Below are 12,333 nucleotides of genomic sequence, written 5' to 3' on the forward strand. Positions count from 1 at the left end.
CATGGCAACGCTTGAAATCCGAGACCTGCACGTCACCGTCGAGGCCGACAACGCCACGAAGGAGATCCTCAAGGGCGTCGACCTCACCGTGAAGCAGGGCGAGACGCACGCCATCATGGGCCCCAACGGCTCGGGCAAGTCGACCCTCGCCTACTCCCTCGCGGGTCACCCGAAGTACACGATCACCAGCGGCACCGTGCTGCTCGACGGCGAGGACGTCCTGGAGATGTCCGTCGACGAGCGCGCCCGCGCGGGTCTGTTCCTGGCGATGCAGTACCCGGTCGAGGTCCCGGGCGTGTCGGTGAGCAACTTCCTGCGCTCCTCCGCCACCGCGATCCGTGGCGAGGCCCCCAAGCTGCGCACCTGGGTGAAGGAGGTCAAGGAGGCCATGGAGCGCCTCAACATGGACCCGTCCTTCGCCGAGCGCAACGTCAACGAGGGCTTCTCCGGCGGTGAGAAGAAGCGCCACGAGATCCTCCAGCTCGAACTGCTCAAGCCGAAGGTCGCGATCCTCGACGAGACGGACTCCGGCCTGGACGTCGACGCGCTCCGCATCGTCTCCGAGGGCGTCAACCGCGTCCGCGAGACCGGCGAGGTCGGCACCCTGCTGATCACGCACTACACGCGCATCCTGCGCTACATCAAGCCCGACTACGTCCACGTCTTCTCCGCGGGCCGGATCGTCGAGTCCGGCGGTGCCGAGCTCGCCGACAAGCTGGAGGACGAGGGCTACGAGGCGTACACGAAGGGTGGCGCATCCGAGTGACACAGCTGCCGGGCCTCCTCGACACCGAGGCGATCCGTAAGGACTTCCCCGTCCTGGACCGGCTGGTCCACGACGGCAAGAAGCTCGTGTACCTGGACAACGCGGCGACCTCGCAGAAGCCGCGCCAGGTGCTGGACGCCCTGAGCGAGTACTACGAGCGCTACAACGCCAATGTCCACCGCGGCGTGCATGTGCTCGCCGAGGAGGCCACGGCGCTGTACGAGGGCGCGCGCGACAAGGTCGCCGAGTTCATCAACGCGCCCAGCCGCGACGAGGTGATCTTCACCAAGAACGCCTCCGAGTCGCTGAACCTCGTGGCCAACATGCTGGGCTGGGCCGAGGAGCCCTACCGGGTGGACCATGAGACCGAGATCGTCATCACGGAGATGGAGCACCACTCCAACATCGTGCCGTGGCAGCTGCTCGCGCAGCGCACGGGCGCGAAGCTGAAGTGGTTCGGCCTGACCGACGACGGCCGCCTCGACCTGTCCAACATCAACGAGATCATCACGGAGAAGACGAAGATCGTTTCCTTCGTGCTGGTGTCGAACATCCTGGGCACGGTCAACCCGGTCGAGACGATAATCCGCCGTGCCCAGGAGGTCGGCGCCCTCGTCTGCATCGACGCCTCCCAGGCGGCCCCGCACATGCCGCTGGACGTGCAGGCCCTGCAGGCCGACTTCGTGGCCTTCACCGGCCACAAGATGTGCGGCCCGACCGGCATCGGCGTCCTCTGGGGCCGCCAGGAGCTGCTGGAGGACCTTCCCCCCTTCCTGGGCGGCGGAGAGATGATCGAGACGGTCTCGATGCACTCGTCGACGTACGCCCCGGCGCCGCACAAGTTCGAGGCGGGTACCCCGCCGATCGCGCAGGCCGTCGGCCTGGGCGCGGCGATCGACTACCTCAACTCGATCGGCATGGAGAAGATCCTCGCCCACGAGCACGCGCTCACCGAGTACGCGGTGCGGCGGCTGGCCGAGGTCCCCGACCTGAGGATCATCGGCCCGACCACGGCCGAGGACCGGGGCGCCGCGATCTCCTTCACACTGGGCGACATCCACCCGCACGACGTGGGCCAGGTTCTCGACGAGCAGGGCATCGCGGTCCGCGTCGGCCACCACTGCGCACGGCCCGTCTGCCTTCGCTACGGAATTCCTGCGACCACGCGAGCGTCGTTCTATCTGTACTCCACGCCGGCCGAGATCGACGCACTGATCGACGGCTTGGAGCACGTACGGAACTTCTTCGGCTGAGGGGCGTGCTGAAACGGTGAAGCTGGATTCGATGTACCAGGAAGTCATCCTGGACCACTACAAGAACCCGCACGGGCGTGGTCTGAGGGATGGCGACGCCGAGGTGCACCATGTGAACCCGACGTGTGGCGACGAGATCACCCTCCGTGTGAAGTACGACGGCACGAAGATCGCGGACGTCTCCTACGAGGGCCAGGGCTGCTCGATCAGCCAGGCATCTGCCTCTGTTCTCAACGAGCTCCTTGTCGGCAAGGACGTGACCGAGGCGCAGAAGATCCAGGAGACCTTCCTGGAGCTGATGCAGTCCAAGGGCCGGATCGAGCCGGACGACGCGATGGAGGACATCCTGGAGGACGCGGTCGCGTTCGCCGGTGTCTCCAAGTACCCCGCGCGGGTCAAGTGCGCCCTCCTGAGCTGGATGGCGTGGAAGGACGCGACGGCCCAGGCGCTGGGTGGCGTCGACGCCGAAAGGAAGACGGCATGACCGACACCGCTGAGATGAAGCCGGCCTCCGAGGAGGAGCTGCGCGAGGCTCTGATGGACGTCGTCGACCCCGAGCTGGGCATCGACGTCGTCAACCTCGGCCTGATCTACGGCATCCACGTCGACGAGTCCAACATCGCGACCGTCGACATGACCCTGACCTCGGCGGCCTGCCCGCTGACCGACGTCATCGAGGACCAGGCCAAGTCCGCCACGGACGGCCTCGTCAGCGAGCTGCGCATCAACTGGGTCTGGATGCCGCCGTGGGGCCCCGACAAGATCACGGACGACGGCCGCGAGCAGCTCCGGGCGCTCGGGTTCAACGTCTGATCCTCCCCCGCGTCTCATCTCCTGCGACGTCCGGTCTCCCGGACCTCTGATCCCGCGGCGGCCACGTCGCCGGAACCTGTGGGAAACGGCCGTACCGTGCGCGGTACGGCCGTTTCGCCTGTCCCGCCGTCCAGGCCCCGCCCGGCACTCCGAGTACTGCGGCCTGCCCGCCGGGTGCCGTTCGGCGTGGTACGGCTGGGGCAGGACGTGCTGCTGGCCCGCAACCCGCTGGTACTCAGCCCGAGCGCGTCCCCGCCGCGCTCGCCGCTCCTGGCCGAAAGCCGCCGCAGCGGACGGTCGTACGCGGTTCTCGGCGACCCCACCGGTGACCTCCTCCCGGCGTTGTGTACGTTCGTACACATGGGATACCTGACGCTCGCCGGCGCCATAGCCGCCGAGGTCGCCGCGACGACGGCGATGAAGTACAGCGAGGGGTTCAGCCGGCTCTGGCCCTCGCTCGTGACAGCTCTGGGCTACCTCGTCTCCTTCGCACTGCTCGCCCAGACGCTGAAGACCGTCCAGATCGGCACGGCGTACGCGATCTGGTCCGGGGTGGGCACCGCGACCATCGCCGTTCTCGGCCTGCTGCTGTTCGGGGAGGGGCTGAGCGTCGTCAAGGTCGGCGGGATCCTGCTGATCATCGGGGGAGTCATCGTGCTGAACCTGGGCGGGGCGAGCCACTGATGCCCCGCCGCTACGACCCCGACCGGCGCCGGCGCATCATCGACGCAGCGATCCGCGTGGTCGGCCGGGACGGCATCGCCGGCCTGAGCCACCGCTCGGTCGCCGCCGAGGCCGACGTCCCACTCGGCTCCACCACGTACCACTTCGCCACCCTGGAAGAGCTGATGGTGGCCGCGCTGCGGCAGGCCAACGAGAACTTCGCCCGAGTGCTGGCCGAGCGGCTGCCGGAGAAACAGCAAGGGCGGGAGGAACTCGCCGCGGACCTGGCCCGCGCACTGGGGGAGTGGCTGGGCGGCGACCGCACGGGCGTGGAGCTGGAGTACGAGCTGTATCTGGCCGCGCTGCGCCGCCCCGTGCTGCGCCCCGTCGCCGCCGAGTGGACCGAGGACGCGGCGGCCCTGCTCGCCCGGCACACCGACCCGGTCACCTCCCGCGCCCTGCTCGCGCTGATGGACGGCATCTGTCTGCAGGTGCTGCTGACGGGCGGTTCGTACGACGAGACGTACGCCCGCGCGGCGCTGGCCCGGCTGATTCCCTGCCCTCGCGCCGCGTCGGCTCGGCCGGTTCCCTGAACCGGTGTCGCGGAACGGGTGTGGCATCGGCTCGGCTGATCCGCCGGCCCGCGCTGGGCCGCGCTGGGCTCGGCTGATTTCCTGACTTCGTGTCGCGCTGGCTCGGCTGGTTCCCTGAACCGGTGTCGCGGAACGGGTGTGGCATCGGCTCGACTGATCCGCTGGCCCGCGCCGGGCCGCGCTGGGCTCGGCTGATTCCCTGATATCGCGGGGCGCCGGCTCGGCCGATTCCCCGAGCTCGTGTCGAGCCGGCCCGGCTGATTCCGCGCCCCCGCGCCGCTCCGGCTTGGCCGATCGCCTGACTCGTGCTCCGCCGGCTCGGCCGATCCCCCGAGTCGCGCCCGGCACGTGAGACGCGGTTCGCCCTGACCGCCCCGCCCACGTTAGGTTTGCCAGCATGACCGACTCTGCTTCCCGTACCACCGGCGCCGTCGCCGCCGGCCTCGCCACCATCGCCTCCGACGGCACCGTTCTCGACACCTGGTTCCCGGCCCCCGAGCTGGTTGAGGAGCCTGGCCCCGCCGGTACCGAGCGGCTGACCGCCGAGCGGGCGGCCGAGCTGCTCGGCGAGGGTGCGACCAAGGCGGTCGGCCCGGACGCCCGCCGGGGCGTCGAGGTGGTCGCGGTCCGTACGGTCATCGCCTCGCTGGACGAGAAGCCGCTCGACGCCCATGACGTCTACCTGCGTCTGCACCTGCTCTCGCACCGGCTGGTCAAGCCGCACGGCCAGAGCCTGGACGGCATCTTCGGCCACCTCGCCAACGTCGCCTGGACCTCGCTCGGCCCGGTCGCCGTGGACGACATCGAGAAGGTGCGGCTGAACGCCCGCGCCGAGGGCCTGCACCTGCAGGTCACCTCGATCGACAAGTTCCCGCGCATGACGGACTACGTCGCCCCGAAGGGCGTGCGCATCGCCGACGCCGACCGGGTCCGCCTGGGCGCGCACCTCGCCGAGGGCACCACGGTCATGCACGAGGGCTTCGTCAACTTCAACGCCGGCACGCTCGGCACGTCGATGGTCGAGGGCCGGATCTCCGCGGGCGTCGTGGTCGGCAACGGCTCCGACATCGGCGGCGGCGCCTCCACCATGGGCACCCTGTCCGGCGGCGGCAACGTGATCATCTCCATCGGCGAGCGCTGCCTGATCGGCGCCGAGGCGGGCGTCGGCATCGCGCTCGGCGACGAGTGCGTGGTCGAGGCCGGCCTGTACATCACCGCGGGCACCCGGGTCACCATGCCCGACGGCCAGATCGTCAAGGCCCGCGAGCTGAACGGCGCCTCCAACATCCTCTTCCGCCGCAACTCGGTCACCGGCAAGGTCGAGGCCCGCCCGAACAACGCGGTCTGGGGCGGCCTGAACGACATCCTGCACAGCCACAACTGACGCATCACACGTCCGGAGCGCCCTCCACCACACGGTGGAGGGCGCTCCGTCATACGGGTGTGGCCTGCGCGAACTCCCGCAGCACCGCGAAGTCGCCCGCGCACAGCCCGAGTCGGGGATCGACGTGATGGAGCAGGGCGGGGCCGGGATGACGGGCCCGGACGTACCGCGTGTCCGCCGGGCTCTGCTCGTCATCCACCCACGCGAACGGACGGCCCTCGGCGTACGCCACGATCGCCTCCGTCTTCCAGTGGACGCCGTCGGGGCGCACGGTGAACAGGCCGCTGCCGAAGTCGACGTACGGCAGATCGCGGGGCAGGCCGACGACGGGCGCGATCCAGATGTTGGCCTCTTCCATCCAGCTCGTCGCCCAGCACAGGTCGTAGCCGGGCTGGAGCAGCGCCGGGCCGTGCTCCGGGTTCAGCCAGACCCGCAGCGAGCGGCAGCCGGACACGAGTCGGTGTTCGGCGGCTGCTGATCAGGCCGCCGTGAGCGTCTCGTACCGCGCCAGCAGTTCGTCGGCCGCCTCGCGTCCGGCGGGGAGCAGCGGTGCGCGTACCGGGCCCCCGGGCAGGCCCAGGCGGGCGAGGAGGGCCTTGGCGGTGACCGTGCCCGGCAGGCCCGCGCCCATCATCGCCTCGATCAACGGCGTGGCCCGCGACTGGAGTTCGGCCGCCCGGGCGGTGTCGCCGGCGTCGAAGGCGTCGAGGATCGCGGCGATGGGGCCGGGGACGGCGTTCGCGACCGTGCTGATACAGCCCGCCGCGCCGATCGCGTACAGCGCCAGTACGTGCTCGTCGCAGCCCGCGTAGTACGCCAGGTCCGTCTGCGCCAGCACCTTCTGGGTGCCGAGGAAATCGTAGGAGCAGTCCTTGACGCCGACGATCCGCTCGTGCGCGGCGAGGCGGATCATCGTCTCCGGCTCGATCCGGGTGCCGGTGCGGCCCGGGATGTCGTAGAGCATCACGGGCAGGCCGCTCGCGTCGGCGACCGTGCGGAAGTGCGCCTCCACCGCCTCCTGCGGCGGCCTGCTGTAGTACGGCGTCACCACCAGCACCCCGTCGGCGCCCGCCGCCTCGGCCGCGCGGGCCAGTTCGACGGTGTGCCGGGTGTCGGCGCTGCCCACGCCCGCGACCAGGGACACCCGGTCGCCGACCGACTCGCGGACGGCCGCGATCAGCTCCGCCTTCTCCGCGTCCGTGGTGGTGGGCGACTCACCCGTGGTGCCGCTCAGCACCAGGCCGTCGCAACCCTCGGCGACCAGCCACGCGGCGAGCTGCCGGGCGCCGTCCAGGTCGAGGGCGCCCTCCTCGGTGAACGGCGTGATCATCGCGCAGAGAGTGCGTCCGAAGGGCCGCGCGGCCGTGCGTGTGCTCGTCATGGGAGTAGTCTCGGCAACGTCTCGATGAAGCTCTACTTAATTCTTCTACGAGGTATGGCTAAGTATTGCTGAGACGTCCGGGTGGCGGCCGAAGGCCCTGTGTCCAACTCGGCCCCTCGTGGGTCACTATGGCCCAAGGGTCACCGACGTCCGTCATGGGAGGCACCATGAAGCTCGGCAAGGCACTGGCCACCGGAGTCGCCGAGGAGCGGCCCCTCGTCCACGAAGAGATCGTGCACGAGGAGGAGGCCCCGCTCCGCGAGGAGACCGCCCGCCTCGAACCGGCCGAGCCGGCCCGCGAAGAGGTCCCGGCCACCCGATGAGACTGCGGCTCCCGGCGGAACGCCCGACGGAGCCGCCGACCGGATACAAGATCGCCCACCCGGTGCTGTCCCAGGACGGCACCCGGGCCGGGTTCACCGGTGTGTCGCTCGGCGGCGCGCTCCCGTACGGCGTGCTGGACGACGCCTCCTGCGTCTACGGCAGACGGCACCGCTCGCCCGCGCGCCTGTGCGACTGCGGCTTCCACTGTGTCCACGAGCGAGCCGCCGCCGAGGCCATGCTGTGCACCGCCGAGCACCGGACGGCCCTCCTGCTGGAGGTCTCCGTGCTCGGCGCCTACCTCCGCTTCGAGCGCGGCTTCCGTTACGCCCGGCAGCGGGTGCGTACCGCCACCGCCGGACCGTGCGCCTGCGGCGCCACCGCCGTCGCGCTCGCCGACGCAGGCTGGGGCAGACCCGGATGGCGGGCTCTCGCCCCCGTATGCGCCGGCTGTGTGCGCGGGCGTACGTCCGTCTCGCTCGCCGGCTTCGCCCGGCTGGCCGGAGACGGACTGCGGGTGGCGGCGCGGGGCGGTGGTACGGGATTCCCCTCCGCCGATTCCGCCGACTTGGCCGGCTCGGCGGCCGGTGCCGAGCCGGGCGTGCCCGAACTCGCCGCGGAGGCAGCCCTGTTGCAGGCGCGCCTCGACTGGTTCCAGACCCAGCTCGCCCGCCTCGGGGAACGGGGGGAACGGGGCTAGTCAGAACCCTCACCGAAAACTCAGTCCTTCTGGACAAAAAAAGTTTTCGGTGGAAGGGTGGACGCATGCTGGACGTGACTGTGATCGAGGACCCCGAGGCCGCGGCCGTGTCGCTGGATCCCATCAGGGCCCGGCTGCTCGGCGAGCTGGCTGCCGCACCCGCGTCGGCGGCGATGCTGGCCGGCAAGGTCGGACTGCCCCGGCAGAAGGTGAACTACCACCTGAAGGCGCTGGAGCGGCACGGCCTGGTCGAGCTGGCCGGAGAACGCCGCAAGGGCAATGTCACCGAGCGGCTGATGCGCGCGACCGCCGCGTCGTACGTCATCTCGCCGGCCGCCCTGCCCGCCGTACAGCCGGACCCGGACCGCTTCCGCGACCAGCTCTCGGCGCGCTGGCTGCTCGCGCTCGGCGCCCGCCTGGTGCGGGACGTCGGCGCGCTGATCACCGGCGCCGCCAAGGCCAGGAAGAGGCTGGCGACCTACGCGCTGGACGGCCAGGTCCGCTTCGCCTCCGCCGCCGACCGCGCGGCCTTCGTCCAGGAGCTGACGGCGGGCGTGAGTGCGCTGATCCGCAAGTACGACGCCCCCCACGCCGAGGACGGCCGCGACCACCGGATCGTCATCGCCCTCCACCCCGCGGTCAAGGAGCCCGCGGTCAAGGATCCCGCGGTCGAGGACCGGCCCACCCCCGAACCACAGCAGTGAGCAGGAGCCCCACCATGTCCAAGGAATTCGAGATCGTCCGCGAGTTCGAGGTCGACGTCCCGCCCGAGAAGGTCTGGGAGGCGATCACCACCGGCACCGGCGGCTATCTGTGGCCGATGGACCCGCCCGAGCCCCGGGCAGGCGGCTCCGGACCCTTCGGATCCACCGTCACCGCCTGGGACCCGCCGCACCGCTACACCAACCGCAGCGAGGACGTCGGATTCCCGACCCAGTCCCTGAACCAGCTCGACTACACCATCGAGCCCCGCGACGAGGGCCGCCGCGCCTGGGTGCGCTATGTGCACAGCGGCATCTTCACCGACGACTGGAACAACCAGTACGACGGCGCCAGCAAGCACACCAACTTCTATCTGCACACCCTGCGCGAGTACCTCACGCACTTCGCGCCCCGCCCGGTCACCTTCGCCCAGTTGGAGGGGCCCGCGGCCTCAAGGACCCAGGAGGCGCTCGCCGCCGCCGCGCACGCCCTCGGCCTCGCGGACGACGCGGCCGCCGGCACGAAGGCCGCCGTCCAGGGACCCGGCGGACGGACCCTGGACGCCGTACTCGACTACCGGAACCCGTACTTCATCGGGCTGCGCACCGACAGCGCCCTCATCCGGTTCTTCGGGCGCGGCCACTGGGGCGCCTCGCTCGGCATCAGCGTCCATGACTTCGCGCCGGACGCCGACGCGGAGGCGAACGAGAGTGCGTGGCAGGCCTGGCTGAACCAGGTGTTCAGCCAGGCGTGACCACCCTGATCAGGGACGGAAGCGCAGCACCTGCGGGTCGTGGTCGCTGATCTGGTCGTTGAACTCCGCGTTGATGTGCACGCTGTCGTACTCGAAGTCGCAGCCGCGCCGGATCGCCGGGCTGATCAGGATCTGGTCCAGGACCTGCTCGTTGCCCTGGTAGTCGTAGGTGTAACGCTCGCTCCTCGGCAGCGACTTGATCGCCGACCACAGCTCGCCGTCGCCCTCGAGGATCTTCGCGGTGCCGGAGAACTCGAAGTCGTTCATGTCGCCGAGCGCGACGACGTTCGCGTTCTTCTGGACCTTCAGGATGTCCTTGACGAACGCGTTCACCTCGGTCGCCTGCGCATGGCGCTGGATCTCCGAGCTGCGCGTCGGCGGCTGGTACTGCGAGGCCAGGCCCTGGTCGCCGCCCTTGGAGATCAGGTGGTTGGCGATCACGAAGACGGTCTTGCCGCGGAAGACGAACTCACCGGCGAGCGGCTTGCGGCTGGCCTTCCAGGCCGCGTTCGCCGGGTCGATCCGGCCCGGCGAGACCGTCAGCTCGGCCTTGCCGTCCACCTTCGTGACACCGACCGCGGTGGTGGAGTCGCCGCCCGGCCGGTCCACGAACGACACCCGCTCCGGGTTGAACAGGAACACCTGGCGGATGTTGCCGCCCGGCTCGCCGCCGTCCTGGTCGTTGACCGGGTTGATCGAGCGCCAGTCGTACTTCGGGCCGCCCGCCGCGATGATCGCGTCGATCAGCTTGTTCACCGTCACGCTCGCGTCGACCGTGCCGTCGTCCGTGGCACCGTTGTTGTCCTGGATCTCCTCCAGGGACACGATGTCCGGCGACTGCAGGTTGTTCACGATCGCGGCGGCGTGCTTGCCGAAGGTGCTGTCCGACGGGTCGAGGTTCTCGACGTTGTAGGTCGCCACCGCCAGCTCGCGGCTCGACTGCTTCCGCGTGGTCTCGCGCTGCAGCCCGCCGCTCTTCAGCGTGCCGAGTTCGTTCGCGACGAGGGCGTAGCCGCCGTACTGGTTGAAGTCCAGCGGGCCGGTGGTGGTGCCCTCCAGGGTGTCGCCGACGTTCGCCTTCGGGAAGTCGGCGGTGGCGCCCAGCGACTGTATCTGTAGCCGGCCGGTGTTCTGGGAGTCGTAGGAGCCGTACACCGTGCCGCCACGGAGGTTGCGGTGCTCCCATGGCTTCGCCGTGACCCACAGCTCGCTGTACGGATCGGTCGCGGTGACCACGCGGACGTTCTTGACCTGGACGTTCATGCCCTCCAGGGACTCGTAGTAGTCCAGGGCGTAAGTCGACGGGTCGAGCGTCAGGTTGTTGATCGAACCGTTCGCGGCGGTGTCGCCCTCCGGGGCGTACTCGTCCGGCACCGAGTCCTCGTCGATGACGACCGGAGCCGGGACCGCGTTGCCCGTCGAAACGGTGGTGATCGTCGGCTTGGTGATCTCCGTCAGCGACTGGTTGCCGGAGGAGGTGCCGCCCGGGACGTACTCGGAGACCGTGCCGGTCACCGTCACCGAGTCGCCGACCGCGACCTTCGGCGTGGAGCTGGTGAAGACGAAGATGCCCTCGCTGGTGCGCGGGTCGTCGTCCGGATGCGGGTCCTGGATCCAGAAGCCTCTGGAGGAGCCGTACGTGCGCGTGGCCGTGACGATGCCGGGCACATCCGTCACCTTCTGCCCGGCGAACGGCGAGATCCGGGTCGTGCCCTGGATGTCGTGGATGCGCACCGAGTCGGCGTGCGCGGGGGAGGTGAGGGCGACGGCGGATGCCGCGCTGCAGAGGGCGGCGACGGTGAGCGCGGCAAGGCGCGTGGAAGACCTGCTCGGCAAGGGATCCCTCCAGGGACATGACAAAGTGCCGGGACAAGGATGGAACAGGAGCGTGTGGGGCCCGTAGCCCTCCGTGACTCGCGTAGAGCCGGGTGAACAGTTGTCCCCCGAACTTCTACGCGCGTCAATCTCCAGCCTGCGCCGGGGAGTTGTCAAGGTTTCGGCCATGTACGACGGCCGGCGGGGAGATGAACCGGGCGGCATGGGTGGAAATCCGTCTAGGCTGAGCGGCTGAGCCCGTTCACGGTCCGAGGAGAACCAGCCGATGTCAGACAGCTCCCCCCTGCCGCCCGTACGGCTGCACCCCGAACCGGAGCTGGCACGCGCAGCGCTGTCCACGCCGCTGCTCTCCCGCGCCGCCCGCCTCGCCCGCTGGGCCGGACCCGACACCCGCGTGGACGCCGGCGGCGGACTGGTCGAGGAGCAGCTTCCGGCCGCCGCCGACCTGCTCGGACTCAGCGGTGACGACGCCGCCGCCTACGCCAGTGAGGCCTGGCGGGTCGCGGTGGACACCGGGCTGGTCGAGATCGTGGACGAGGAGGCCGGGACCGTCCGGCCGGGTGAGGAGCTGACACTGCTCACCGGCGGCTCACCGGCCGATGCGCTCGGTGTGTGGCTCGCCGCGCTGGAGACCGTCATCGCCGACGCGGGTGTCCCCGATCTGGATGATCTGGTCGGCGCCCTGGACGAGGGCGGCGAGGTCGATTTCTCGTCACTCGACTGGGACCCGGAGGCCGAGGCCGATTTCCTTGACGGCGTCCTCGGCAACCTCTACCTGCTGACGGTGAGTGAGGACGGCTCCGGTGACGGGCCGGTCCCGCTGCCCGCCCTGGCTGCGTCCATGATCGTCCCCGATGACATGGGGGAGCCCACCAACGACGTCCTGGAGCAGGTCTCCGACGCGATGATGCGGCTCGACGACCAGTTCCGGATGCTGGAGCCGGTCGGGCTGGTGGAGTACCAGCCGGTGGACGAGGCGTTGATGGCCGACGCCGACGAGGAGCCCGCGGCGCCGGTCGACGACACCGACGTCTCGCGCTACGGCATGGTCCGGCTCACTCCGCTCGGTGTGTACGGGCTGCGGGCCCGGCTGCTGGAGGCCGGGTTCGCGGCGCCGGCCGTCGGTGAACTCGCCGACAAGGGAGCGGACGCGCTGCTCGACGGTAC

At 70.2% G+C, this 12,333-nt stretch carries 13 protein-coding genes and 2 pseudogenes; 12 read left to right on the top strand and 3 right to left on the bottom strand.

All coding sequences use genetic code 11. The features are described 5' to 3' along the window. The first annotated feature begins 1 nt into the window (after window position 1). The 7 genes from sufC to dapD all read left to right on the top strand — a co-directional run bounded on the left by sufC (window position 2) and on the right by dapD (window position 5,472). On the top strand, window positions 2–766 hold the full coding sequence (gene sufC, locus M878_RS81770) for a Fe-S cluster assembly ATPase SufC (RefSeq protein ID WP_023551625.1): 765 nt from the start codon (window positions 2–4) through the stop codon (window positions 764–766). Beyond that, window positions 763–2,019 carry a cysteine desulfurase gene (locus M878_RS81775; protein WP_023551626.1) on the top strand — a complete coding sequence of 419 codons (1,257 nt, stop codon included), beginning with the start codon at window positions 763–765 and terminating at the stop codon, window positions 2,017–2,019. Before sufC ends, M878_RS81775 begins: the two co-directional genes overlap by 4 nt. A 16-nt stretch (window positions 2,020–2,035) precedes the next feature. Then, window positions 2,036–2,503 carry a Fe-S cluster assembly sulfur transfer protein SufU gene (gene sufU, locus M878_RS81780; protein ID WP_023551627.1) on the top strand — a complete coding sequence of 156 codons (468 nt, stop codon included), beginning with the start codon at window positions 2,036–2,038 and terminating at the stop codon, window positions 2,501–2,503. Continuing rightward, entirely contained in the window at window positions 2,500–2,832 is a 333-nt protein-coding gene (locus M878_RS81785) for a metal-sulfur cluster assembly factor (RefSeq protein ID WP_023551628.1), read from the top strand. Before sufU ends, M878_RS81785 begins: the two co-directional genes overlap by 4 nt. A gap of 360 nt (window positions 2,833–3,192) precedes the next feature. Next, window positions 3,193–3,516, top strand: a complete 324-nt coding sequence (locus M878_RS49450) for a DMT family transporter (RefSeq protein ID WP_031226483.1) — start codon at window positions 3,193–3,195, stop codon at window positions 3,514–3,516. Continuing rightward, complete coding sequence (locus tag M878_RS81790) at window positions 3,516–4,088, top strand: TetR/AcrR family transcriptional regulator (RefSeq protein WP_023551630.1); 573 nt, start codon at window positions 3,516–3,518, stop codon at window positions 4,086–4,088. The genes M878_RS49450 and M878_RS81790 overlap by 1 nt, the downstream gene beginning before the upstream one ends. Before the next feature lie 397 nt (window positions 4,089–4,485). Further along, window positions 4,486–5,472, top strand: a complete 987-nt coding sequence (gene dapD / locus M878_RS81795) for a 2,3,4,5-tetrahydropyridine-2,6-dicarboxylate N-succinyltransferase (protein ID WP_023551631.1) — start codon at window positions 4,486–4,488, stop codon at window positions 5,470–5,472. 49 nt (window positions 5,473–5,521) lie between these two features. Here the strand turns inward: dapD and M878_RS81800 are convergent. Together M878_RS81800 and dapA are read right to left on the bottom strand one after the other, a co-directional pair. Beyond that, window positions 5,522–5,914, bottom strand: a pseudogene (locus tag M878_RS81800) (hypothetical protein); the annotation flags it as partial. 36 nt (window positions 5,915–5,950) lie between these two features. After that, the gene (dapA, locus tag M878_RS81805) at window positions 5,951–6,853 is read right to left on the bottom strand and encodes a 4-hydroxy-tetrahydrodipicolinate synthase (RefSeq protein ID WP_023551633.1); all 903 of its coding nucleotides are present in this window, start codon (window positions 6,851–6,853) and stop codon (window positions 5,951–5,953) included. 167 nt (window positions 6,854–7,020) lie between these two features. On the opposite strand from dapA, the gene M878_RS98550 reads away from it, so the two are divergent. The 4 genes from M878_RS98550 to M878_RS81820 all read left to right on the top strand — a co-directional run bounded on the left by M878_RS98550 (window position 7,021) and on the right by M878_RS81820 (window position 9,330). After that, window positions 7,021–7,176 carry a hypothetical protein gene (locus M878_RS98550; RefSeq protein WP_023551634.1) on the top strand — a complete coding sequence of 52 codons (156 nt, stop codon included), beginning with the start codon at window positions 7,021–7,023 and terminating at the stop codon, window positions 7,174–7,176. Beyond that, entirely contained in the window at window positions 7,173–7,874 is a 702-nt protein-coding gene (locus M878_RS81810) for a hypothetical protein (protein WP_023551635.1), read from the top strand. The genes M878_RS98550 and M878_RS81810 overlap by 4 nt, the downstream gene beginning before the upstream one ends. Window positions 7,875–7,939: 65 nt before the next feature. Continuing rightward, the gene (locus tag M878_RS81815) at window positions 7,940–8,578 is read left to right on the top strand and encodes a winged helix-turn-helix domain-containing protein (RefSeq protein ID WP_023551636.1); all 639 of its coding nucleotides are present in this window, start codon (window positions 7,940–7,942) and stop codon (window positions 8,576–8,578) included. A gap of 14 nt (window positions 8,579–8,592) precedes the next feature. Continuing rightward, window positions 8,593–9,330: an SRPBCC family protein gene (locus M878_RS81820; protein ID WP_023551637.1), complete on the top strand. Its 738-nt coding sequence runs from the start codon at window positions 8,593–8,595 to the stop codon at window positions 9,328–9,330. A 9-nt stretch (window positions 9,331–9,339) separates the two neighbouring features. Here M878_RS81820 and M878_RS81825 read toward each other — a convergent pair whose 3' ends face one another. After that, window positions 9,340–11,166, bottom strand: coding sequence for an endonuclease/exonuclease/phosphatase family protein (locus M878_RS81825; protein ID WP_023551638.1), 1,827 nt, complete (start codon window positions 11,164–11,166; stop codon window positions 9,340–9,342). Window positions 11,167–11,431: 265 nt separating this feature from the next. Between M878_RS81825 and M878_RS81830 the strand changes: the two are divergent. After that, window positions 11,432–12,333, top strand: a pseudogene (locus tag M878_RS81830) (hypothetical protein); the annotation flags it as partial.

Origin of the sequence: Streptomyces roseochromogenus subsp. oscitans DS 12.976 (assembly GCF_000497445.1) — a bacterium.
In the GTDB taxonomy this organism is placed as follows: domain Bacteria; phylum Actinomycetota; class Actinomycetes; order Streptomycetales; family Streptomycetaceae; genus Streptomyces; species Streptomyces oscitans.